Origin of the sequence: Mesorhizobium muleiense, assembly GCF_900099905.1 — a bacterium.
In the GTDB taxonomy this organism is placed as follows: domain Bacteria; phylum Pseudomonadota; class Alphaproteobacteria; order Rhizobiales; family Rhizobiaceae; genus Mesorhizobium; species Mesorhizobium muleiense.
On sequence record NZ_FNEE01000007.1, the window covers coordinates 86,083 to 104,877 of the forward strand.

The window sequence follows — 18,795 nt, forward strand, 5'->3', positions numbered from 1 at the left end:
AGCGAAAGGCCAGAAGCGTCTCCGTTTTGTTCTCTGTCCAGCGCCGGAACCTACAAATGGGTATATTTAACCCACCGACGTCGTGGAGCACTGCATGCTGGGCCTCACTGATCCGTGATTGGACCATGCAGCCCTCGACCCTATCTTGCGCGGCGGACATGTTCCCGAAGCCGAGGAGAGCGCCATGACAAAACCGAGCCCTGCCAACCCCGCCGTCAACACACCCGTCATTACCCAGGCTATGATCGACGCCTATGACGAATACACGCATCTGACGCTCGACCGGCGGCGCTTCATGGAACAATTGACCAGGCTTGCCGGATCAGGTGCGGCGGCCGCCGCAATCGCGCCGCTGCTGGCGGCGAATTCAGCCCGGGCGGCGATTGTTGCCGAGGACGATTCACGCGTGACGGGCGAGGACATCAGCTATCCCGGCAGCGGTGGCGAGATGAAGGGTTATCTGGTCAAGCCGGCCGGCCAGTCCGGCAAGCTCGGCACCGTCATCGTCGTGCATGAGAACAGGGGGCTCAACCCGCATATACGCGATGTGACGCGGCGCGTGGCGCTGGAAGGCTTCGTTGCGCTGGCCCCGGATTTCCTGTCGCCGCTCGGCGGCACGCCGGACGACGAAGACAAGGCGCGTGAGCAGTTTTCCAAGCTCGATCCGGCGCAAACCACTGCCAATGCGGTCGCAACGGTCGCTTTCCTCAGGGGCCGCGAGGATGGCAACGGCAAGGTCGGCGCGGTCGGCTTCTGCTGGGGCGGCGGCACGGTGAACACGCTGGCTGCCAACGCGCCGGATCTGGCCGCCGCTGTCGCCTATTACGGCATGCAGCCGAAGGCCGAGGATGTGCCGAAGATCAAGGCGGCGCTGCTGCTGCATTATGCCGGGCTCGACACCCGCATCAATGCCGGCATCGACGCCTTCAAGAAGGAACTCGATGCAGCCGAAGTCGAGTACACGATCCATGTCTATGAAGGCGCCAATCATGCCTTCAACAATGACACGTCGGCGGCTCGCTACGACAAGAACGCGGCGGACCTCGCCTGGGGCCGGACGATCGCCTTTCTCAAGGAGAAGCTTGCCTGATCAGGCATTTGCCGGTTTGTGAAAAGCGACGCCGGCCACCACCAGCGCGATGCCGATGCAATCGGTAAGGCTGGGTATCTGGCGGAGCACAATGACGCCGATCAGCGTGGCGGTGACCGGCAGCAACGACAGCATCAGCGCGAAGCTCGATCGCGGCAGCCGCGACATGGCAAGCTGGTCGCAGATATAGGGGATGACCGAGGAGCAGATGCCGACGCCGATGGCGGCGATGAGCAGTGGCGGCGCCGAGAAAGCCGGCAGCGCATCGGTGAAGCCGATCGGCAGTACGATGAGGAAGGCGACCGCCATGGCAGCGCCCAGGCCGGCGATGCCGTCGCCAGCGCCGGCGCGGGAAACGCGATGGCCAAGCACGATGTAGCCGACGAACAGCGCGCCGTTGAGGAAGGCCCAGAACAGGCCAATCGGGTCGCTTGACCATTTGACGTCGATCAGCAGCAAGGTGCCGATAACGGCAACGGCAAGCGCTGCGAAATTGCGCGGGCTTCTGACGCCGACCAGCGCAACGCCGATGGTGCCGACGAATTCGATCGCCGCGACCAGCGAGATCGGCAAGCGGTAGAGTGCCAGGTAAAAGGCGCAATTCATCACGCCGAGGCAAGCGCCAAAACCGAGAAGCAGCAGCCGTGTCTGCCGGTCGGCGCGGGCGAAGGCCGTCCACGGCCGGGTCAGCGGCGCGAAGACAAGGGCGGCCGTAACGATGCGCAGCCAGGCCATGCCGAGCACGCCGACATGCGGGAAAAGCAGCACGGCGAAAGCCGGCCCGAGATAATGAAACACAGCGCTGACACCGAACCAGACATGCGGCGGCAGCGATGTCGCCAGCCTGCCAAAGACAGGGCCGGCGAGGGCAGGGATAGCAGTTGGGGCTTGCGCTTGATCATCCATAGGATCATTATCGCAGGCAGATTTACCTGTTTATATGGGCAATGGCCAATCAAAGAGATCGTTTATTCTCCTGAACAAAGGAGTTTTTCCTGAAACACATTCGAAACGAAAATGCTGATCTGGATGCGGCGGATCTGAAAATCCTGCGCCTGCTGGAAAAGGATGCGCGCACCAGCACCGCCGAACTGGCGCGCTCGGTCGGCCTGTCGGCGCCGAGCGTGTCCGAGCGCATCAAGCGGCTGCAGGAGAGCGGCGTGATCGAGGCCTATACTGTGCGGATCAACCCGGCCGCGCTCGGCATGAAGCTGTCGGCATGGCTGCGGATCAGGCCGGTGCCCGGGCAGTTGGCTGCGGTCGCCGAGATCATCCGCGACTTGCCGGAAATCGCCCAGTGCGATCGGGTGACCGGCGAGGACTGTTTCATCGCGCTGGCGCATGTCGGCTCGGTGGCCGAACTCGAACGGGTGATCGACCGCATCATTCCGTTTGCGATGACCAACACCGCAATCATCCAGTCGTCGCCGGTGGTGGCGCGTTCACCGCTGGCGGCAGTGTTCGTCAATACATCAGCTTAACTGGAAAAAGTCGCGCCGCCCCTCATCGCCCTGCCGGGCACTTCTCCCCGTATAGTGACGGGGAGAAGGACGCTGTCATCAATGGTTTCGCCAATTTGCGGGCGTTGCTGGAAGAGCGCCGAGGCTGCGGCAAGCTCCCTTCTCCCCGTCACCATACGGGGAGAAGGTGGCGGCAGCCGGATGAGGGGCGGCGCAAACGCCCCAGAAAAGCAATCGAACAACGAACCTACTTCTTCCCGCACCGATCAGGCGTGGCCGCGCTTCATCCGTGCTTGCTTCAGGATGGCGCGCCAGCGGATCATGGCGAAAGGGATCGGCTCGTTGTTGTTGGCGATGGTAAAAATTTCGTAGTTGAGGTTCTTCAGCGATCGCCAGAAATCGTAGTCGCTGATGCGTGGGTCGGCCGCCAGCCTGTCCGCCTCGACCTTGATATCGGTTTTCATGCACGTTCCCCGAACCGCTTCAGCCCCGCCGCCCGTATCGCAATGCGGACGGTTCTCGAACGCCGCGCTGAGTCGTTCAACGCCTCAATTCGGCTTGTTCACGGTAAAACCCTGGTAAGGTTAACGGCGGTCTGACTGCGGTTCAAGCGTCCTGCGACGAATACCGATCGAGCGGCCGGCGCGCTCAGGCATCGGCAGCGCCGCATGGGCGGCGCGCATGACTTCGACCTTGGCCAGGACATCGGCCGGGAAGGGCGCCACCTTCGGTCCGGACATGTCGACATGCAGCGACAATGATTCGGACGTGGCAGCGAGCCAGCCGCCGACATGGCGGATTTCCTGGTAGGCTCTCAGCCGCTTGTCGTCATGGTCGAGCAGCTGGAACGAGACATCGACCTTGTGGTCGAGATGCAGTTCCCTGATATAGCAGACATGGACTTCCGCCGTGTAGATGGTCAGCCGGCGCTGCTTTGCATAGTCCGGCCCCATCCCCATCATTTCGAACGCTTCGTCGGAACAGCGGTCGAACAGCACGTTGTAATAGGCCATGTTGAGATGGCCGTTATAGTCGATCCAGTCTTTTTCGATGGCCATGGGAGCAGAGGCGAAGGGGGCGGCGGTGGACATCGAAAACTTCCTTCTGGCTGGACAGGACGTGGTCGGGGAGACTAGAGCGACGTGCGTCCAATTGGACGCACAAAGTACGCTCTAGCACATTGAATCTTCGCATCGTGCTTTCCGAAAATCGATTTCGATTTTCGGGCCGATGCGATAGGCATCCATAAGTCCATAACAAGGGTGGACGCTGGTCCATTCGCGGAGGAATAGATGGCTCTGAGCGACCTCAATCCGGTCGAGCGCAACGAAGAAGGCATCGCCGCGGTGCTCGGCATCCTCAAGCAGCGGCTCGGCGAACGGTTCCAGACCGGCCAGGCGATCCGCACCCAGCACGCGCATACCACCACCTACATTCCAACCCAGGCGCCGGATGGCGTGGCGTTTCCGGAGACGACACCGGAGGTGCAGGAGATCGTGTCGGCCTGCGCCGTGCACCGCGTGCCGGTGATCGCCTTCGGCGTCGGCTCCTCGCTGGAGGGCCATACCAACGCGCCGGGCGGCGGCATCTCTGTCGATACGTCGCGGATGAACCGCATCCTCGCGGTCAACCCGCAGGATCTCGATTGCACGGTTGAGCCCGGTGTGACGCGCGAGGATCTCAACCGGCACCTGCGCGACACCGGCCTGTTCTTTCCGATCGATCCGGGCGCCAATGCATCGCTCGGCGGCATGGCGGCGACGCGGGCGTCGGGCACCAATGCCGTGCGCTACGGCACGATGCGCGAGAATGTATTGTCGCTGACGGCGGTGATGGCCGACGGCGAGACGGTGACGACCGGCAAGCGCGCAAAAAAGAGCTCGGCCGGCTACGATCTGACGCGGCTCCTGATCGGCTCCGAAGGCACGCTCGGCATCATCACCCAGCTGACGCTTAAGCTGCAGGGCATTCCGCAGGCGATTTCCGGCGGCGTCTGTCCGTTTCCCAGCGTCGAGGCGGCCTGCAATGCGGTGATCGCGACAATCCAGATGGGCATTCCGGTGGCGCGCATCGAACTGGTCAATGCGCTGCAGATGCGGGCGATGAAGAGCTATTCGAAACTCGACTATCCCGAAAGCCCGTGCCTGTTCGTCGAATTCCATGGCAGCGACGCCGGCGTTGACGAGCAGGCCGAAACCTTCGGCACGATCGCCGAAGACTATGGCGGCGGACCATTCCTGTGGACCAGCGTCGCCGAGGAACGGACGAAGCTGTGGAAGGCAAGGCACGACGCCTATTGGTCGTCGCTGACGCTGCGGCCGGGCGCCAAGGGGCTGTCGACCGACGTTTGCGTGCCGATCTCGCGCTTTGCCGAATGCGTCACGCAAACCGAGGCCGACATCGCCGAGATGGGGCTGATCGCGCCGATTGTCGGCCATGCCGGTGATGGCAATTTCCATGTGCTGGTGCTGATGGACGCCGACGATCCGAAGGAAATCAAGCAGACGGAAGAGTTTGTCGCGCGGCTGAACATGCGGGCGATCGGCATGGATGGAACCTGCACCGGCGAGCACGGCATCGGACAAGGCAAGATCGGCTTCCTGCGCCATGAACTCGGCCACAGCGTCGACATCATGCGCACGATCAAGCAGGCGCTCGATCCGCAGAACATTATGAACCCTGGGAAGATACTGCCGGCCGACTAAAGTCTTTTGCTTTTGGGGCGATCGATTTGCCTCTTTATCGACACGCTGATGCGGGTAGAGTGCGGCTGATTTTCAATCGACTGCTTGGGGGTTGATGCTCGCACGTTTGTTCGTGATCTTCGGTGGCTTTTTCGTGCTGGTGCTGTGTGCGGCGCTGGTGGTGCCGTATTTTATCGACTGGACGGGCTACCGGGCCGATTTCGAGCGCGAGGCGAGCGCCATTCTGGGCCGCAAGGTCACCGTTCAGGGCGATGCAACGGCGAAATTGCTGCCGTTTCCCTCGGTGACCTTCTCGAATGTCACTGTCGCCGGCGGCCCCGGCGGCCGGCCGGCAATGACCGTCGAGACCTTTTCGATGGATGCCGAACTGGCGCCCTTCCTGAGCGGCGAGGTGCTGATCTTCGACATGCGGCTGGTGCGGCCGAAGGCGACGATCGACATTGCCGCCGACGGCACGGTCGACTGGGCGATACGCCCGTCCTCGCCCTACGATCCCAGCCAGATCTCGATCGAGAAGCTGACGGTGACCGACGGAGAGATCGCGCTGCGCCATGCCGCCGGCGGCCGCAGCCATCGTCTTTCCGAGATCAATTCGACAATCTCTGCCAGATCGCTGGCTGGACCCTGGCGGATGGATGGTTCGCTGCGGCTCGACGGCCTGCGCAGCACGGTCGTCGTCTCCACCGGCAAGGCCAGTGGCGACGGACAATTGCGGCTCAGGCTCAAGGCCGACCCAGACGCCTATCCGCTGGTCATCGAAGCGGATGGCAATGCCGGCATTGTCGACGGGGCCGCGATCTATTCGGGCCAGTTCAAGGTCACAAGTTCTGACAGGAATGGCGCCGACAAGCGTTTGGCGCAGCTTGACGGCACCGACGGTGAGAAGGCCAGCGCCGGCAAGCCGGAACCGGGGTTCAGACTGAACGGCAAGTTCTCGCTAGACCACCGGAAGCTTGGCGTCGACGAATTCCGCTTCGAGACCGGGCCACTCGACAATCCCTACACTGCCGACGGCAAGGCTGCCGTCGACCTTGGGCCGAACCCTCGCTTTTCAATCGAGGCCGATGGCGCTCAGGTGCAGTTCGATGAAGCCGTCGGCGCCGCGACCGGACTGACGCTATCCGAGCGCGTCGCTGCGTTGGAGCAGGCGCTGCTCGCCCTGCCCAAGCCGACCATACCGGGCACCGTCGAGGTGAAGCTGCCGGCGGTGGTGGCCGGCGACACGACGGTTCGTGACGTGCGCCTTTCCGCCGAGCCGGCCGATGCCGGCTGGTCGGTGAAGTCGCTGGGCGCGACGCTCCCGGGCCGTGCCAGGCTGGAAGCAAACGGCATGCTCAGTCTCGAGGATCAGTTCGGCTTCAGCGGTTCGCTGCTTCTGGCCGTGGGGCAGCCTTCCGGCTTCGCCGCCTGGCTGTCGAAGGATGTCGACGAGGCGATCCGCCGGCTTCCGGCCGCCGGCTTCAAGGCCAAGGTCGACCTGTCCGGGAACCGCCAGGCCTTCAGCGACCTCGAACTCGTTCTCGGCAAGGCGAAATTTTCCGGCCGCATCGATTCCAGCCAGGGCGAAGACGCCAGGCCGTCGGTGCTGATGCGGCTCGACGGCGGCGAGCTCGACGTCGACGGGCTCGCCGCCTTCGCCTCGATCTTCATCAGCGACAAGGGCGCCAACCGATTTTCCGACCGCGACCTCGATTTCCAGATCAAGGCCGGGCCGGTCAGCGCCGGCGGACTGACCGCCGATACGGTCGATACGGCGCTCAGGCTGCGCGACGGGCTGCTTGAAATCGACCGGCTCTCGGTCGGCGGACTTGCCGGCGCCTCGATCAGCGCCACCGGCCGGATCAAGGATTTCCCAGCGAGCCCGACCGGCAAGCTCGATGCCTCGGTGGTCGCCGTCGATCTCAAGCCGTTGGTCGATGTCGCGGCGAAGCACTATCCCGACAATGCCGTGCTGAAAGGGCTGGCGAGGCGTGTCGCCGCCTATCCCGAGCTGTTGCAGAATGCGCGCATCGATCTGGTGACAAGTGCCGCCGCCAATGGCGACGGCACGACGGGACTGGCGGTCAGCGCGCAAGGCAGGGCAGGCGGCTCGGCGTTTTCAGCATCGCTGTCCGGCAAAGGACTGGCCGATCGGCTTCTCGAGGCGCCGGTGTCGTTGACCTTCAACGCCAGGAATACCGACGCCACCGCGCTTCTGGCGCTTTACGGCCTGCCGGCGCTGCCGCTCGGCATGCTTGGCGAGGCGACCACTGATGTTTCGGCGAAAGGCACGCTTGGCGGCGGCATGGCGACGAGCTTCAACCTGACCGGCGACGATTTCAAAGCCGGTTTCGACGGGACGATCGCCAGCGCGCCGCAAGGCGCCACCGCCGAGGGCAAGATCAGCCTGGAAGCCGCCGATATCGAGCCGTGGCTGATGACGACAGGCGTCGGACTGCCGGGCCTGGGGACAGGCATGTCGACTTGGCTCGCGGCCGACGCCGACTTCGGCAACGGCCGTCTGGTGCTGTCCAGCCTCAGCGGTGCCATCAACGAGGCTGCGGTTTCCGGCGACCTCAATGTCGGCGTCGCCGACGGGCTGCCGCATCTTGCCGGCGCGCTGGCGCTCGATGATCTGGATCTCGACCCGATGGCGGTGGCAGTGTTTGGCGACCAGGCCTTTCTGGGCTCTGGCAAGGCTTGGCCGGCCGCCCCATTCAGCCAGAAACCCATCCTGCCGTTCACCGCCGAACTCGAGTTGACCACGGCGTCGCTGGTCGCCGGCCCGTCGGCCACGGCCTATGACGCGGCGCTTTCGCTGAAGCTCGACCACGAAGGCATCCGCGTTTCGGACCTCAAGGCAAAGTTCGCCGGCGGCGCGCTTTCCGGACTGTTCGAGCTGAAGAACAATGACGGCACCGGGTTTTTCTCCGGCCAGCTGAAACTTGCCGGCGCCGATCTGGCCACCGTGCTGCCAGAGACCGGCATCAGCGGAACCGGCGATTTCTCGGCGGCGCTCTCGACCAGTGGCAAATCGGTCGATGCGATGGTTGCGGCGTTGTCCGGTTCCGGCACGGCGGCGCTGAAAGGCTTGACCATTGCCGGCGTCAATCCCGCCGCCTTTGGCACCTTCATCGCCAAGGCCGACGCCATTGGGCGCGATATCGATGCGGCCAAGACCGCCGGCTTCGCGCCGCAGATCGCCGCGGACGGCAGTTTTCCGGCTGGGGATGCCGACATTGCCTTCACAATCGCCGGTGGCACGCTGAGGGCGCCGCCGGTCAATCTTGAAAATCCGGCGGCGACGCTGTCGGCCGACATCACGGCGGACCTGAAGGCCAGCATGGTCGCTGCCATTGGTTCGATCACTTATCGGCCGGGCGATGAAGCGCTGGTTGGCTCCGATCCGACCGTGAATTTCAGCGTTGACGGGCCGTTCGGCGCCGCGAAGCGGCGGTTCGACAGTGAGCCGCTGGCGCAGTTCCTGACCCAGCGCGCGCTGGAAAAGGAGCAGCAGCGGGTCGAGGCGATGCAGGCAGCGCTGCTTGAAAAGCAGCGGTTGCGGCGCGAGGTGCGTTACTACGCGGCCTTGCAAGCCGAGCGCGACAGGGCAGCCGAAGAATTGCGCAAGCAGCAGGAGGCGGCGCGGCTGAAAGCCGAGGCAGATGCCAGGGCGAAAGCCGAAGCCGAGGCAAAGGCTAAAGCCGAAGCGGAGGCGAAGGCCAAGGCTGATGCGCAGGCGAGGGCTGAAGCCGAGGCTAAAGCCAAAGCCGAGACGCAGGCGAAGGCTGAAGAGGAGGTTAAAGCCAAGGCTGAAGCCGAGGCCAAGGCTGAAGCCGAGGCCAAGGCTAAGGCGGATGCCGAAGCGAGAGCCAAGGCGGCGCAAAAAGCGGCGGACGAGGCGGCGAAGGCCGAGGAACAGCGACGTCGGAAAGCGGAAGAGGCGAGGCGGATCGCTGCGGAACAAAAGGCAAGGCTCGACGCCGAGCGCAGGGCCGCCGCCGAGCAGGCGCAGAAAATCGAGCGGGCGCGTCAGCCGCCGGCCAATGACAACCCGCCGCCTTCAGGACCCGCGCCAAAACCCACGCTTGAACCCTCGTCGATCGACAATCTGCTGAAGTCGCTGGGCGGCGGATAGCCTCTAGCTAACCATCCGGGCTAGACCGGTTTCATCCCTCGCTTCGCCCAATCCAGGACGTAGAGCCTGAGCGCCGAGGACAGGTTGGCATCGCGCGGCCGGGCCTCGTCGATTTCGGCGACGAGGGCGGCGAGAGTCAGTTTGCGCGCGGCGGCGATGGCGACGAGATCGTCGAAAAACGGCTTTTCGAGCGAATAGCTGGTGCGATGGCCGCGAATGGTCACCGAGCGTTTCTCGACCGGGCTCACCGGACCTGACTCATTTCACTTCAAGCATCGGACTTATCCGAAAACCCCGCCGCATTTTTCGGTCTGACTTCAGGGCAATCCGCATCGCCCGAGGTTTCGCGGCGATGGCCGGCGACAAATCTTTCTGCCTTGTCGGCGATCGAACGGTCACGCTCCCGGTCGGCCTTGGAGCGGCCGTGCAGCGCCCGGTTCAGTACGGCCAGGCGCTCCTGCTCGGCTCGTGCCTTCTGCTTGCGGGCCTGGCGGAGGTTGACGATGTCGGCCATGTCGCGCGGCCCGTCGGATCACTTCTTGCGGAAGGCGTCGAGCGATACCACTTCGGCGCCCTTGGCGGCGGCGTCGGCTGCGGCCGGCTTCTTTTCGGCCTCAGCGGCCTTCTTCTTCTCGGGCTTTTTCTCGGCGACGACGGCCAGCGGTTCGGAAGCGGGCTTGCCGGTCAATTCCCCGTCTGCCGAGGTTTCCGTCTTCACGTCGAATTCGAGCTCGAAATTGACGGACGGGTCGTAAAAGCCGCGCACGGCCGAGAACGGGATTTCCAGCTTTTCCGGCACGTCGGAGAACGACAGCCCGACCTCGAAGCCGGTGTCGGTCACCTTCAGGTCCCAATACTGGAACTGGATGACGATGGTCATCTGTTCGGGATAGCGCTCCCGCAAGCGGGAAGACACGCGCACGCCGGGGGCGCCGGTCAGGAAAGTGATGAAGAAATGATGGTTGCCGGGGAGGCCGGTGCGCGCGACTTCGGCCAGGACCTTGCGCATGACGCCGCGCAGTGCCTCCTGGGCCAGAATGTCGTAGCGAATGTGGTCGTCGGCCATGTCGCTGTCGGGTTCCGTTGAATCGTCCGCATAGCTGTAATCAAGCTTGAGCGCGGCGTAAACCGGATATAGATGCCGGCAGCACAGATGCGAGAGGACATGCCTCAGATTTGATCGCTCAGGCGCCAGCGAGCGCGCTGTGCTTTTGCGCATCGGCCGCCGGCTGCCGCTTGGCGAAGGCGCGCAGGAAGGTGCGTACGCCATGTGTCGCGGATTGCAGCACTTCATCATCGGTCGGCGTGCCGCCGAGCATGAAGGTCGTCTGCAATTCGGCATTGGCGAGGGCCTGGAACTGGCGCGCCGCGACATCGGGGTCCTCGATGTCGAGGAAACCGGCATGGGCGAGGCGGGCGAAACGGGCGGCGATCGCCGGCCATGTCCTGCCCGGTCCCAGTTCGCGCCATTCGGCAAACAGCTCGGGATAGCGCTCGCCCTCGGTCTGGATCAGCTTGCGCAGGAACTTTCCGTCGCGGCTGCAGATACAGTTGCGGGTCATGCGCACGGCGAAGGCGATCAGATCGGCCTCGAGATCCTTCGGCTGGTCGGGAAAGGTTGAAATGGTGGCGAAGATGCCGGCATTGCAGCGCTCGGTGAGGTCGCGGACGATGGCGACGAAGAGTTTCTCCTTGTCGCCATGGTGATTGTAGATCGTCTGGCGCGACACGCCGGCCTCGGCGGCAATCATGTCGATATTGGCGCCGGCGAAGCTTTCGCGGCAGAACACCGCGCCGGCAGCGTCCATGATCGAGGCGCGCTTTGCCTCATGGCCGCGTGGCGGGATGCTGTCAGGAGAAACGTCGTGCTTCATGAAAACTATATAGTGGTGATTGACGAATTAGACAAGAGTGTCTAAATTTATGGACTTAGATTTAGAGGAATTCCCCCTGCAGGAATTCCACGGGATGGGACGTCCCAGGATTACACGCCGGTCGGCAAACCAGATTGAAAGAAGCCCGCTATCATGAATCCCCAATTCCTCCGCATCGCGGTTGTGCTCGGCCTGTTGTCGGCCATCGGTCCGTTCGCCATCGACATGTATCTTCCGGCGCTGCCTTCGATCGGCGCAGATCTGCAGGCCAGCACCGCAGCCGTGCAGATGAGCTTGCTGATCTTCTTTCTGTCCATGGGTTTTGGCCAGATCGTCGTCGGACCGATCTCCGACATGGTCGGGCGCAAGCTGCCGCTCTATGGCGGCCTCGCCCTGTTCATGGTCGGCGGCATCGGCTCGGCGCTGGCGCCCTCGGTCGAATGGCTGATCGCCTTCCGTTTCCTGCAAGGGCTCGGCGCCAGTGCAGGCATGGCGGTGCCGCGCGCCATCGTGCGTGACCTGCACACCGGCACCGAAGCTGCCAAGCTGATGTCGCTCCTGATGCTGGTGTTTTCGGTGTCGCCGATCCTGGCGCCGCTGACCGGCAGCGTCATTATCGAGAATTTCGGCTGGCGTGCCGTGTTCTGGACGGTGACCGGTGGGGCGGTGCTCGCCACCATCCTGCTGGCGACCTCGCTGAAGGAGACGCGGCCGGTCGAGGCGCGTGCAGGCAGTTCGTTCGGCACCGCGCTGTCGGCCTATCGCTTCCTGATCGGCGACCGCAACTTCCTTGGCCTGGCGGCCATCGGCGGCTTCGGGCTGGCGAGCTTCTTCGTCTATCTGTCGAGCTCCTCCTTCATCCTGATAGAACACTACGGGCTGTCGCCGTCGGTCTACAGCGTGTTCTTCTCGATCAACGCGGTCGCCTTCATCGGCACGTCGCAATTGACGGGAACGCTGTCCGAAAGGTTCGGGCTGAGGCCGGTGGTGCGGGTCGCGGTGGTCGGCTATGCGACGACGATGGTGGTGCTGTTCGCGGTGATGGCGTCCGGCGTCGATCGGCTCGACGTCATGGCGGCGCTGCTGTTCGTCGGCTACGGGTTCCTCGGCCTGGTGATCCCTGCGACTTCGGTGCTGGCCATGGAGGAGCATGGCGCGATCGCCGGCACGGCCTCGGCACTGATGGGCACCCTGCACTTCGCCATCGGCGCGGTCGCCATGGGCATCGCCGGGGTGTTCTTCGACGGCACGCCGCTGCCTATGGTGGCCGGCATCATGCTTTGCGCGGTGATCTCGTTCACGCTGGCCAAGGTGACGCTCGGCCGCGGACGGCAGGTTGTCGAAGCGCCGGCAGAATAGATGCTTTCCAGTGAGAGCAATGAAAAAGGCCGGGTCAGTCCCGGCCTTTTTCGCGTCTGGGCGCGGCCGCGCGGCCAGCAAGCCTGCTGCCGTCACAGTATCGAGGTGAGATGGGGATCGGAGGGAAAGTTGGAATCGAAGCAGGAGAAGTGGAGGTTTCTGTTGCCAGGTACCTCCGAACCCCGCCTAGAAGTGCGAACCACTAGGGCTTGATTTGAAGCTATCGCACCGCTTACGCGGCGAGACGTGCTTCCGCATAGTTGTCGTTGGCAACTATAAGTTCAGCCCGATAACGGTGGTACAATGCCGGGCAAAAGTACGATCTTTACACCTTCGTCGATCCTATTTCGCCCCCAGCAAAAGCCGCTCTTCGCAGAGCGGTTTTTGGTGGAGGCGCCGGGTACCGCCCCCGGGTCCGAACGGCTTATTTCATCGCCTGTTTATCGCCATAGTCGGTCGAGCCGACGAAACAGATATAGGGACCGATCGTGAAAAATGAAAGGCCTCAATGATGCTTTGTCCGCTGTCTCAAACAGCATCGCCAAAGGCTTGACTTGTCAACGCTCTCAACCGAAGCTTTGCGGCGGTGAGGAGTTACCGACTAGCGCACATTTTGCGGCAGCGCGCCACAACCCTCATCGACTGGATCTCGTGGCGCCGACGAGGGGAAAATTTGATGGCCGATTATCTCGCAGACGTGAAGAAGTATGACGCCGCGGCGGATGCCGACGCGGTCGCCAAGATCGTGAAGCATTTGGGCATTGCGCTCAGGAATCGTGATTCCTCGCTGGTCTCCTGCACGGACCCCGACGAACTCGGTCGCGTCAAGGCCAGCTGGGTTGCCAAAAAGCTCGGCGTCGACGACGGCAGCAAGGCAGACGCCGCCATCGAAAAGACCTGCAAGGCGATGGAGGCCGACAACACCAAGAGCCGGGTGACCTTTTATTACCTGGTCGCCAAGGAGCTGGGCAAGCTCGCTAGCCTCTGAGGATCATCCTGCATCAGGCAATCCTGCATCAGGCGGAATGCTGGCGCGATTTCCGCGCCGGCTATTATGCAGTTGCCTGCTCGGACATTCTGCACTTTGACATATTCGGCCGGCAGCCAGTCGGTTATGATTGCCTAACCCGAATCGAGCCCCCGAATCGCCGATGCGCCAATATCTCGACCTCCTGAAGCACGTTCTGGAAAACGGCGCCGATCGTGGTGACCGCACCGGCACCGGAACGCGCTCGGTGTTCGGCTACCAGATGCGCTTCGACCTCGCGCGCGGCTTTCCGGTCACCACCACCAAGAAGCTTCACCTGAAGTCGATCGTGCATGAACTTCTGTGGTTCCTGGCCGGCGACACCAATACCAAATATCTCAACGACCACGGCGTCTCGATCTGGGACGAATGGGCCGACGAGAATGGCGACCTCGGCCCGGTCTATGGCAAGCAATGGCGCTCCTGGCCGGACGGCCATGGCGGCGCCATCGACCAAATTGCCAATCTCTTGAAGGAGATACGCAAGAATCCTAATTCCCGACGGCTGATCGTTTCGGCGTGGAACCCGGCCGAAGTGGAAGCCATGGCGCTGCCACCCTGTCATTGCCTGTTCCAGTTCTATGTCTCGGAAGGCAGGCTCTCCTGCCAGCTCTACCAGCGTTCCGCCGATATCTTCCTCGGCGTGCCGTTCAACATCGCTTCCTATGCGCTGCTCACGTTGATGGTGGCGCAGGTGACAGGGCTGAAGCCCGGCGATTTCGTCCATACGCTGGGTGACGCGCATCTTTATGCAAACCATTTCGAGCAGGCGCGCGAACAGTTGCAGCGCACGCCCAAGGCGCTGCCGACGCTATGGATCAATCTGGAGGTGAAGGACCTTTTTGCCTTCCGCTTCGAAGATTTCCGGCTGGAAAACTACCTCGCCGATGCGACGATCAAGGCGCCCATCGCGGTGTGAGCCGCAACATCGGGCTTTTTGCTTTGTCTCAAATTGCTCGCCGGTGCTGTGTCGTCCGCCCGCGAGCGGTGGCGGTGCCATGCAATGCCGTCGGCGGGCCATTGGGCCAAAGTCTGGCAAAAAACCTTCCCTTGTTATATTCAGGCGGATATATCGACTGGCAGGGTCGCGCCGATCGGATTTCAAGCCCCGGGAGAGTTTCATGCTGGTGCGCAAGGGTTTTGGATTGAAGGCGGCCGCCATTGGCGGTCTTGCGATATTGATCGCCGCCATGCCGGTTGCCCATGCCGATGACAGGCTGATCGTCTTTGCCGCCGCAAGCATGAAGAACGCACTGGATGCAGTGAACACCGCCTGCGCCGCCGATGTCGGCGAGGCGGCGACAATTTCCTATGCGGCAAGCTCCGCATTGGCCAAACAGATCGAGGGCGGCGCGCCGGCCGATGTCTTCATCTCGGCCGACCGCGACTGGATGAACTATCTGTCCGACAAGAAGCTGACCAAGCCTGATACCGAAGTGAAGTTGCTCGGCAACCAGATCGTGCTGGTGGCGCCGATGAATTCGACGGTCGAAACCAGGATCGAAAAGGGTTTTGATCTTGCCGGGCTGATCGGTGACGGCAGGCTTGCGATGGGCGATTTCAAGGCTGTGCCGGCCGGCAAATATGGCAAGGCGGCGCTTGAATCGCTCGGCGTCTGGTCCTCGGTCGAAGACAAGTTGGCACAGGCCGAGAATGTGCGCGCAGCGCTCAAGCTGGTCTCATTAGGCGAAGCAGCACTCGGCATCGTCTACGCCACCGACGCGCATGCCGAGCCCGGCATCAAGGTGATCGGCACCTTCCCGCAGGATTCGCACCCGCCGATCGTCTACCCGGTTGCCCAGATCGCGGATTCGAAGGACAAGCATGCGTCGGCATTCCTAAAGTGCCTGCAATCCGCCAAGGCAGGCGACCTCTTCAAGGCGCAAGGTTTTACGGTCCTTATGCCGAGCAACTGAGGCACGCCAAAAGATGGATTGGTTGCTGGACCTCACTCCCGACGAATGGAACGCGGTCCGGCTGTCGATCAAGGTGGCGACAGTGGCGATGGTCGCCAGCCTGCCGCCCGGCATATTGATCGCGCTTGTGCTTGCTCGTGGCCAATTCTGGGGCAAGACGCTGCTCAACGGGCTGGTGCATCTGCCGTTGATCCTGCCGCCGGTGGTTATCGGCTATCTGCTGCTGCTTTCCTTCGGCAGGCGCGGCCCGGTCGGGGCGTTTCTGGCCGAGCATTTCGGCATTGTCTTCTCCTTTCGCTGGACAGGTGCCGCACTGGCCTGCGCTGTCATGGGCTTTCCCCTGATGGTGCGGGCGATCCGGCTGTCGATCGAGGCGGTCGACCGCAGAATCGAGGCGGCGGCCGGGACGCTTGGCGCCAATCCGTTGTGGGTGTTCGCGACGATCACGCTGCCGCTGATCCTGCCCGGCCTGATTACCGGCGCGATCCTGTCTTTCGCCAAGGCGATGGGCGAATTCGGCGCAACGATCACTTTCGTTTCCAACATCCCCAACCAGACGCAGACGTTGCCGTCGGCGATCTACACCTTCACGCAAGTGCCGGGCGGCGATGCCGGCGCGCTCAGGCTGACGCTGATCTCGATCGTCATCTCGATGGCAGCACTTGTCGCATCGGAGGTGCTGGCGCGGCGCGTCGGCAGGCGGATGGATATCGAATGACGGTTGTGGTCGACATCAGCCATCGGCTTGGCGACTTCGAGGTCGACGCCCGCTTCGAGAGCGCCGGGCGGCTGACCGCGCTGTTCGGGCCCTCGGGCTCCGGCAAGACGACGCTGATCAACATGATTGCGGGCCTGATCCGGCCGGACAAGGGGCGGATCGAGGCCGACGGCCGCGTGCTGGTCGATACGGATGCGGGTCGGTTCGTGCCGAAGCACAAGCGCCGCATCGGCATGGTGTTCCAGGACGCGCGGCTGTTTCCGCATATGAGCGTGGCCAGCAATCTGCGCTACGGCCGCTGGTTCACGCCGACGGCCGAACGCTATGCGGACATCAATGCGGTGATCGACCTTCTCGGCATCGGTGCTTTGCTGGACCGGCGGCCGGCAAAGCTTTCCGGCGGCGAGAAACAGCGCGTGGCGATCGGCCGGGCGCTGCTCGCCAGCCCGAAACTGTTGCTGATGGACGAGCCGCTGGCTTCGCTTGACGAGGCCCGCAAGGCAGAAATCCTGCCTTACATCGAGCGGCTGCGCGACGAGACGAAAATCCCGATCGTCTATGTCAGCCATTCGGTCTCAGAGGTCGCGCGGCTGGCAAGCGACGTCGTTGTGCTGGCGCAAGGCAAAGTCGCTGCTTGCGGCCCAACCGGGGCGATCATGCAGCGGCTCGACCTGTTGCCGGCGGAGGAGCGCGGCGAGGGCGGCGCGGTGCTGGATACCGCGGTGCTGCGCCACGACAATGTCTTTGGCATGACCGTGCTCGGCTCGGTGGCGGGCGAGATCCGCGTGCCGCTTCTGGCGGTGCCGGTCGGTGCGCCGATGCGCGTTCGCATCCGTGCCCGCGATGTGATGATCGCCACCGAACAGCCGACGGGTCTCAGCGCGCTCAACATCTTGCAGGGCACGATCGTGACGATGGCGCCGGGCGAGGGCCCCGCGGTCGAGATCGGCATCGACTGCCATGGCGCAACCGTGCTTGCCCGGATCACCGAGCAATCGCGACAGACGCTGAAACTCCGGCTTGGTCGAGAGGTCTACGCGGTGGTCAAGACGGTGAGCTTCGACCCGGCGAACATGAGCGCCGGCCTGCCAGTCGAGGCGGATGGATGACCCGCGGATGATCGTCGCTATATCATTTTGGAATAGCGGTAGCGCCGGAGAGCTTCTAGGATGGATGGCGGGACTGCGGAGGAGCGTATGCCGTCGCTGAGCTTGCGGATAAACCTCGATCCAGAAGGGCGCATTGGGCCGGGCAAGATCGAGCTTCTGGAGCAGATCGCCGCCTTCGGCTCGATCTCGGCGGCGGCGCGCGGCATGGAAATGTCCTACAAACACGCCTGGGATCTGGTCGAAGACATGAACCGGGTGTTCGGCAAGCCGCTGGTCGCGGCGCAGACCGGTGGCAAAAAGGGCGGCGGCGCGCAGTTGACTCCGGCGGGGCTTGCGGTGGTCAGCCGCTTTCGCGCCATCGAACGGGCAGCGGCTTCCGCGGCGGCGGCGCATCTGGAAGCATTACAGGCGGAGATCGATGCCGGGTGAAGTCGGTGGAACCTGTATCGGCCGAGCCTACTCCTCAGGCTCGCCGGGCTTGCGCAGCAGATAAGTGTCCATGATCCAGCCTTTTTTCCGACGCGCCTCGTCGCGGGTCCTGACGATCTCGTCGCCGACGTCGCCAAGGCGGCCGGAAATGAGGATCTCGTCGGGCGTGCCGAGGTAAGCGCCCCAGTGGATGAGGAGGTCGTTGTCGTCCAGCGTGCTGAAGGCGCATTTGCCGTCCAGCATGACGACGGTGCTGCCGGCATTGTCGGGCAAGCCTTCCTCGGTGAGCCGGCGGCCGGTGGTGATCTGAACCGCATCGCCGATGCGGTTCAGCGCCATCTTGTGGCTGGCGGCGAGCGCCTGGACGGCAGTGATGCCGGGGATCACCTCGAGCTCGAACGCGACATTGCCTCTCATGCGCACCCGCTCCAGGATGCGTAGCGCGCTGTCGTAGAGCGAGGGATCGCCCCAGATCAGGAACGCGCCGCAGCCATCTTGCGAAAGCTCGTCGCAGATCAGGCTTTCATAGATCGCGGCGATCGCCTCGTGCCAGTCATCGACGGTCGAGCGATAGGAGGGCGCCGGCTCGGCCCGCACCGGCACGTCGAATTCGACGCGGCGCGAGTTTGGATTGGTGACGAACCGGTCGCAGATATGGCGGCGCAGTTCTGCAAGATCGCTCTTCCTGGCGCCCTTGTCGGGAATGAACAGCACGTCGGCGCGGTTCAAGCCGTCGACCGCCTGCACGGTCATGTGGTCGGGATTGCCGGCGCCGATGCCGATGACGAGAAGCTTGCGCATGGGCGAACTCCTGCCCGATCGGAACGTCGCTGTCCAGACTGGCCCGGCAGGTCGGTATGGCATGTGGGCAAGCGCTGAAGGGCTTTGAAACTCCGCATTGAAACGGCTAGAGCGACATGCGTCCACTTGGACGCACAAAGTACGCTCTAGCACCTTGAATCGTCGCATCGTGCTTTCCGAAAATCGATTC

19 protein-coding genes and 1 other RNA gene are annotated in these 18,795 nt (G+C 63.2%); 11 read left to right on the top strand and 9 right to left on the bottom strand.

Features of this window, described 5'->3' with window-relative positions; translation table 11 throughout:
- Window positions 1-184 precede the first annotated feature (184 nt).
- Complete coding sequence (locus BLT09_RS14845) at window positions 185-1,090, top strand: dienelactone hydrolase family protein (protein ID WP_091594489.1); 906 nt, start codon at window positions 185-187, stop codon at window positions 1,088-1,090.
- Here BLT09_RS14845 and BLT09_RS14850 read toward each other — a convergent pair whose 3' ends face one another.
- Window positions 1,091-1,996, bottom strand: a complete 906-nt coding sequence (locus BLT09_RS14850) for an EamA family transporter (protein ID WP_091594202.1) — start codon at window positions 1,994-1,996, stop codon at window positions 1,091-1,093.
- Between the two features lie 89 nt (window positions 1,997-2,085).
- Between BLT09_RS14850 and BLT09_RS14855 the strand changes: the two genes are divergently transcribed.
- Window positions 2,086-2,571: an Lrp/AsnC family transcriptional regulator gene (locus tag BLT09_RS14855; protein ID WP_091594204.1), complete on the top strand. Its 486-nt coding sequence runs from the start codon at window positions 2,086-2,088 to the stop codon at window positions 2,569-2,571.
- 245 nt (window positions 2,572-2,816) lie between these two features.
- Here BLT09_RS14855 and BLT09_RS14860 read toward each other — a convergent pair whose 3' ends face one another.
- Entirely contained in the window at window positions 2,817-3,014 is a 198-nt protein-coding gene (locus BLT09_RS14860; RefSeq protein ID WP_091594205.1) for a hypothetical protein, read from the bottom strand.
- Window positions 3,015-3,134: 120 nt separating this feature from the next.
- Window positions 3,135-3,641 carry a thioesterase family protein gene (locus tag BLT09_RS14865; RefSeq protein WP_091594207.1) on the bottom strand — a complete coding sequence of 169 codons (507 nt, stop codon included), beginning with the start codon at window positions 3,639-3,641 and terminating at the stop codon, window positions 3,135-3,137.
- A 201-nt stretch (window positions 3,642-3,842) separates the two neighbouring features.
- Here BLT09_RS14865 and BLT09_RS14870 point away from each other — a divergent pair, with 201 nt between their 5' ends.
- Both BLT09_RS14870 and BLT09_RS14875 read left to right on the top strand, forming a co-directional pair.
- A complete protein-coding gene (locus tag BLT09_RS14870; RefSeq protein WP_091594209.1) occupies window positions 3,843-5,255 on the top strand; it encodes an FAD-binding oxidoreductase in 1,413 nt (470 codons plus the stop codon).
- Between the two features lie 94 nt (window positions 5,256-5,349).
- Window positions 5,350-9,372 carry an AsmA family protein gene (locus BLT09_RS14875; RefSeq protein ID WP_091594210.1) on the top strand — a complete coding sequence of 1,341 codons (4,023 nt, stop codon included), beginning with the start codon at window positions 5,350-5,352 and terminating at the stop codon, window positions 9,370-9,372.
- Window positions 9,373-9,392: 20 nt separating this feature from the next.
- On the opposite strand, the gene BLT09_RS14880 is transcribed toward BLT09_RS14875, so the two are convergent.
- The 4 genes from BLT09_RS14880 to BLT09_RS14895 form a co-directional block, all read right to left on the bottom strand.
- The gene (locus tag BLT09_RS14880) at window positions 9,393-9,620 is read right to left on the bottom strand and encodes a ribbon-helix-helix domain-containing protein (protein WP_023798778.1); all 228 of its coding nucleotides are present in this window, start codon (window positions 9,618-9,620) and stop codon (window positions 9,393-9,395) included.
- A gap of 20 nt (window positions 9,621-9,640) precedes the next feature.
- Window positions 9,641-9,886, bottom strand: a complete 246-nt coding sequence (locus BLT09_RS14885) for a DUF4169 family protein (RefSeq protein ID WP_091594212.1) — start codon at window positions 9,884-9,886, stop codon at window positions 9,641-9,643.
- A gap of 18 nt (window positions 9,887-9,904) precedes the next feature.
- A complete protein-coding gene (locus BLT09_RS14890; protein WP_091594491.1) occupies window positions 9,905-10,438 on the bottom strand; it encodes an SspB family protein in 534 nt (177 codons plus the stop codon).
- Between the two features lie 118 nt (window positions 10,439-10,556).
- Window positions 10,557-11,246: a TetR/AcrR family transcriptional regulator gene (locus tag BLT09_RS14895; RefSeq protein ID WP_091594214.1), complete on the bottom strand. Its 690-nt coding sequence runs from the start codon at window positions 11,244-11,246 to the stop codon at window positions 10,557-10,559.
- A 153-nt stretch (window positions 11,247-11,399) separates the two neighbouring features.
- Here BLT09_RS14895 and BLT09_RS14900 point away from each other — a divergent pair, with 153 nt between their 5' ends.
- Window positions 11,400-12,605: a multidrug effflux MFS transporter gene (locus BLT09_RS14900; RefSeq protein ID WP_091594216.1), complete on the top strand. Its 1,206-nt coding sequence runs from the start codon at window positions 11,400-11,402 to the stop codon at window positions 12,603-12,605.
- Between the two features lie 148 nt (window positions 12,606-12,753).
- Here BLT09_RS14900 and ssrA read toward each other — a convergent pair.
- Window positions 12,754-13,110, bottom strand: a transfer-messenger RNA (tmRNA) gene (gene ssrA / locus BLT09_RS14905).
- A 171-nt stretch (window positions 13,111-13,281) separates the two neighbouring features.
- On the opposite strand from ssrA, the gene BLT09_RS14910 reads away from it, so the two are divergent.
- From BLT09_RS14910 to BLT09_RS14935, 6 genes are all read left to right on the top strand, one after another.
- Window positions 13,282-13,593, top strand: coding sequence for a DUF2853 family protein (locus BLT09_RS14910; RefSeq protein ID WP_023798783.1), 312 nt, complete (start codon window positions 13,282-13,284; stop codon window positions 13,591-13,593).
- Between the two features lie 163 nt (window positions 13,594-13,756).
- Entirely contained in the window at window positions 13,757-14,551 is a 795-nt protein-coding gene (locus BLT09_RS14915; RefSeq protein ID WP_091594218.1) for a thymidylate synthase, read from the top strand.
- Window positions 14,552-14,753: 202 nt separating this feature from the next.
- Complete coding sequence (gene modA / locus BLT09_RS14920) at window positions 14,754-15,548, top strand: molybdate ABC transporter substrate-binding protein (protein WP_208602509.1); 795 nt, start codon at window positions 14,754-14,756, stop codon at window positions 15,546-15,548.
- Window positions 15,549-15,561: 13 nt separating this feature from the next.
- Window positions 15,562-16,266, top strand: coding sequence for a molybdate ABC transporter permease subunit (gene modB, locus BLT09_RS14925; RefSeq protein WP_091594220.1), 705 nt, complete (start codon window positions 15,562-15,564; stop codon window positions 16,264-16,266).
- The gene (gene modC, locus BLT09_RS14930; RefSeq protein ID WP_091594222.1) at window positions 16,263-17,375 is read left to right on the top strand and encodes a molybdenum ABC transporter ATP-binding protein; all 1,113 of its coding nucleotides are present in this window, start codon (window positions 16,263-16,265) and stop codon (window positions 17,373-17,375) included. The genes modB and modC overlap by 4 nt, the downstream gene beginning before the upstream one ends.
- Before the next feature lie 87 nt (window positions 17,376-17,462).
- Window positions 17,463-17,804, top strand: a complete 342-nt coding sequence (locus tag BLT09_RS14935) for a winged helix-turn-helix domain-containing protein (RefSeq protein WP_023798788.1) — start codon at window positions 17,463-17,465, stop codon at window positions 17,802-17,804.
- A 27-nt stretch (window positions 17,805-17,831) separates the two neighbouring features.
- Here BLT09_RS14935 and cobF read toward each other — a convergent pair whose 3' ends face one another.
- Window positions 17,832-18,605 carry a precorrin-6A synthase (deacetylating) gene (gene cobF / locus BLT09_RS14940; protein ID WP_091594224.1) on the bottom strand — a complete coding sequence of 258 codons (774 nt, stop codon included), beginning with the start codon at window positions 18,603-18,605 and terminating at the stop codon, window positions 17,832-17,834.
- Window positions 18,606-18,795: the final 190 nt, after the last annotated feature.

Excerpts from the sequence above, each read along its gene's own strand:
- BLT09_RS14935 (WP_023798788.1), top strand. The coding sequence starts at position 17,463 with ATGCCGTCGCTGAGCTTGCGGATAAACCTCGATCCAGAAGGGCGCATT.
- BLT09_RS14865 (WP_091594207.1), bottom strand. The coding sequence starts at position 3,641 with ATGTCCACCGCCGCCCCCTTCGCCTCTGCTCCCATGGCCATCGAAAAA.
- modA (WP_208602509.1), top strand. The coding sequence starts at position 14,754 with ATGCTGGTGCGCAAGGGTTTTGGATTGAAGGCGGCCGCCATTGGCGGT.
- modB (WP_091594220.1), top strand. The coding sequence starts at position 15,562 with ATGGATTGGTTGCTGGACCTCACTCCCGACGAATGGAACGCGGTCCGG.
- cobF (WP_091594224.1), bottom strand. The coding sequence starts at position 18,605 with ATGCGCAAGCTTCTCGTCATCGGCATCGGCGCCGGCAATCCCGACCAC.
- BLT09_RS14875 (WP_091594210.1), top strand. The coding sequence starts at position 5,350 with ATGCTCGCACGTTTGTTCGTGATCTTCGGTGGCTTTTTCGTGCTGGTG.
- modC (WP_091594222.1), top strand. The coding sequence starts at position 16,263 with ATGACGGTTGTGGTCGACATCAGCCATCGGCTTGGCGACTTCGAGGTC.
- BLT09_RS14845 (WP_091594489.1), top strand. The coding sequence starts at position 185 with ATGACAAAACCGAGCCCTGCCAACCCCGCCGTCAACACACCCGTCATT.
- BLT09_RS14900 (WP_091594216.1), top strand. The coding sequence starts at position 11,400 with ATGAATCCCCAATTCCTCCGCATCGCGGTTGTGCTCGGCCTGTTGTCG.
- BLT09_RS14870 (WP_091594209.1), top strand. The coding sequence starts at position 3,843 with ATGGCTCTGAGCGACCTCAATCCGGTCGAGCGCAACGAAGAAGGCATC.
- BLT09_RS14850 (WP_091594202.1), bottom strand. The coding sequence starts at position 1,996 with ATGGATGATCAAGCGCAAGCCCCAACTGCTATCCCTGCCCTCGCCGGC.
- BLT09_RS14910 (WP_023798783.1), top strand. The coding sequence starts at position 13,282 with ATGGCCGATTATCTCGCAGACGTGAAGAAGTATGACGCCGCGGCGGAT.
- BLT09_RS14885 (WP_091594212.1), bottom strand. The coding sequence starts at position 9,886 with ATGGCCGACATCGTCAACCTCCGCCAGGCCCGCAAGCAGAAGGCACGA.
- BLT09_RS14860 (WP_091594205.1), bottom strand. The coding sequence starts at position 3,014 with ATGAAAACCGATATCAAGGTCGAGGCGGACAGGCTGGCGGCCGACCCA.
- BLT09_RS14890 (WP_091594491.1), bottom strand. The coding sequence starts at position 10,438 with ATGGCCGACGACCACATTCGCTACGACATTCTGGCCCAGGAGGCACTG.
- BLT09_RS14915 (WP_091594218.1), top strand. The coding sequence starts at position 13,757 with ATGCGCCAATATCTCGACCTCCTGAAGCACGTTCTGGAAAACGGCGCC.
- BLT09_RS14895 (WP_091594214.1), bottom strand. The coding sequence starts at position 11,246 with ATGAAGCACGACGTTTCTCCTGACAGCATCCCGCCACGCGGCCATGAG.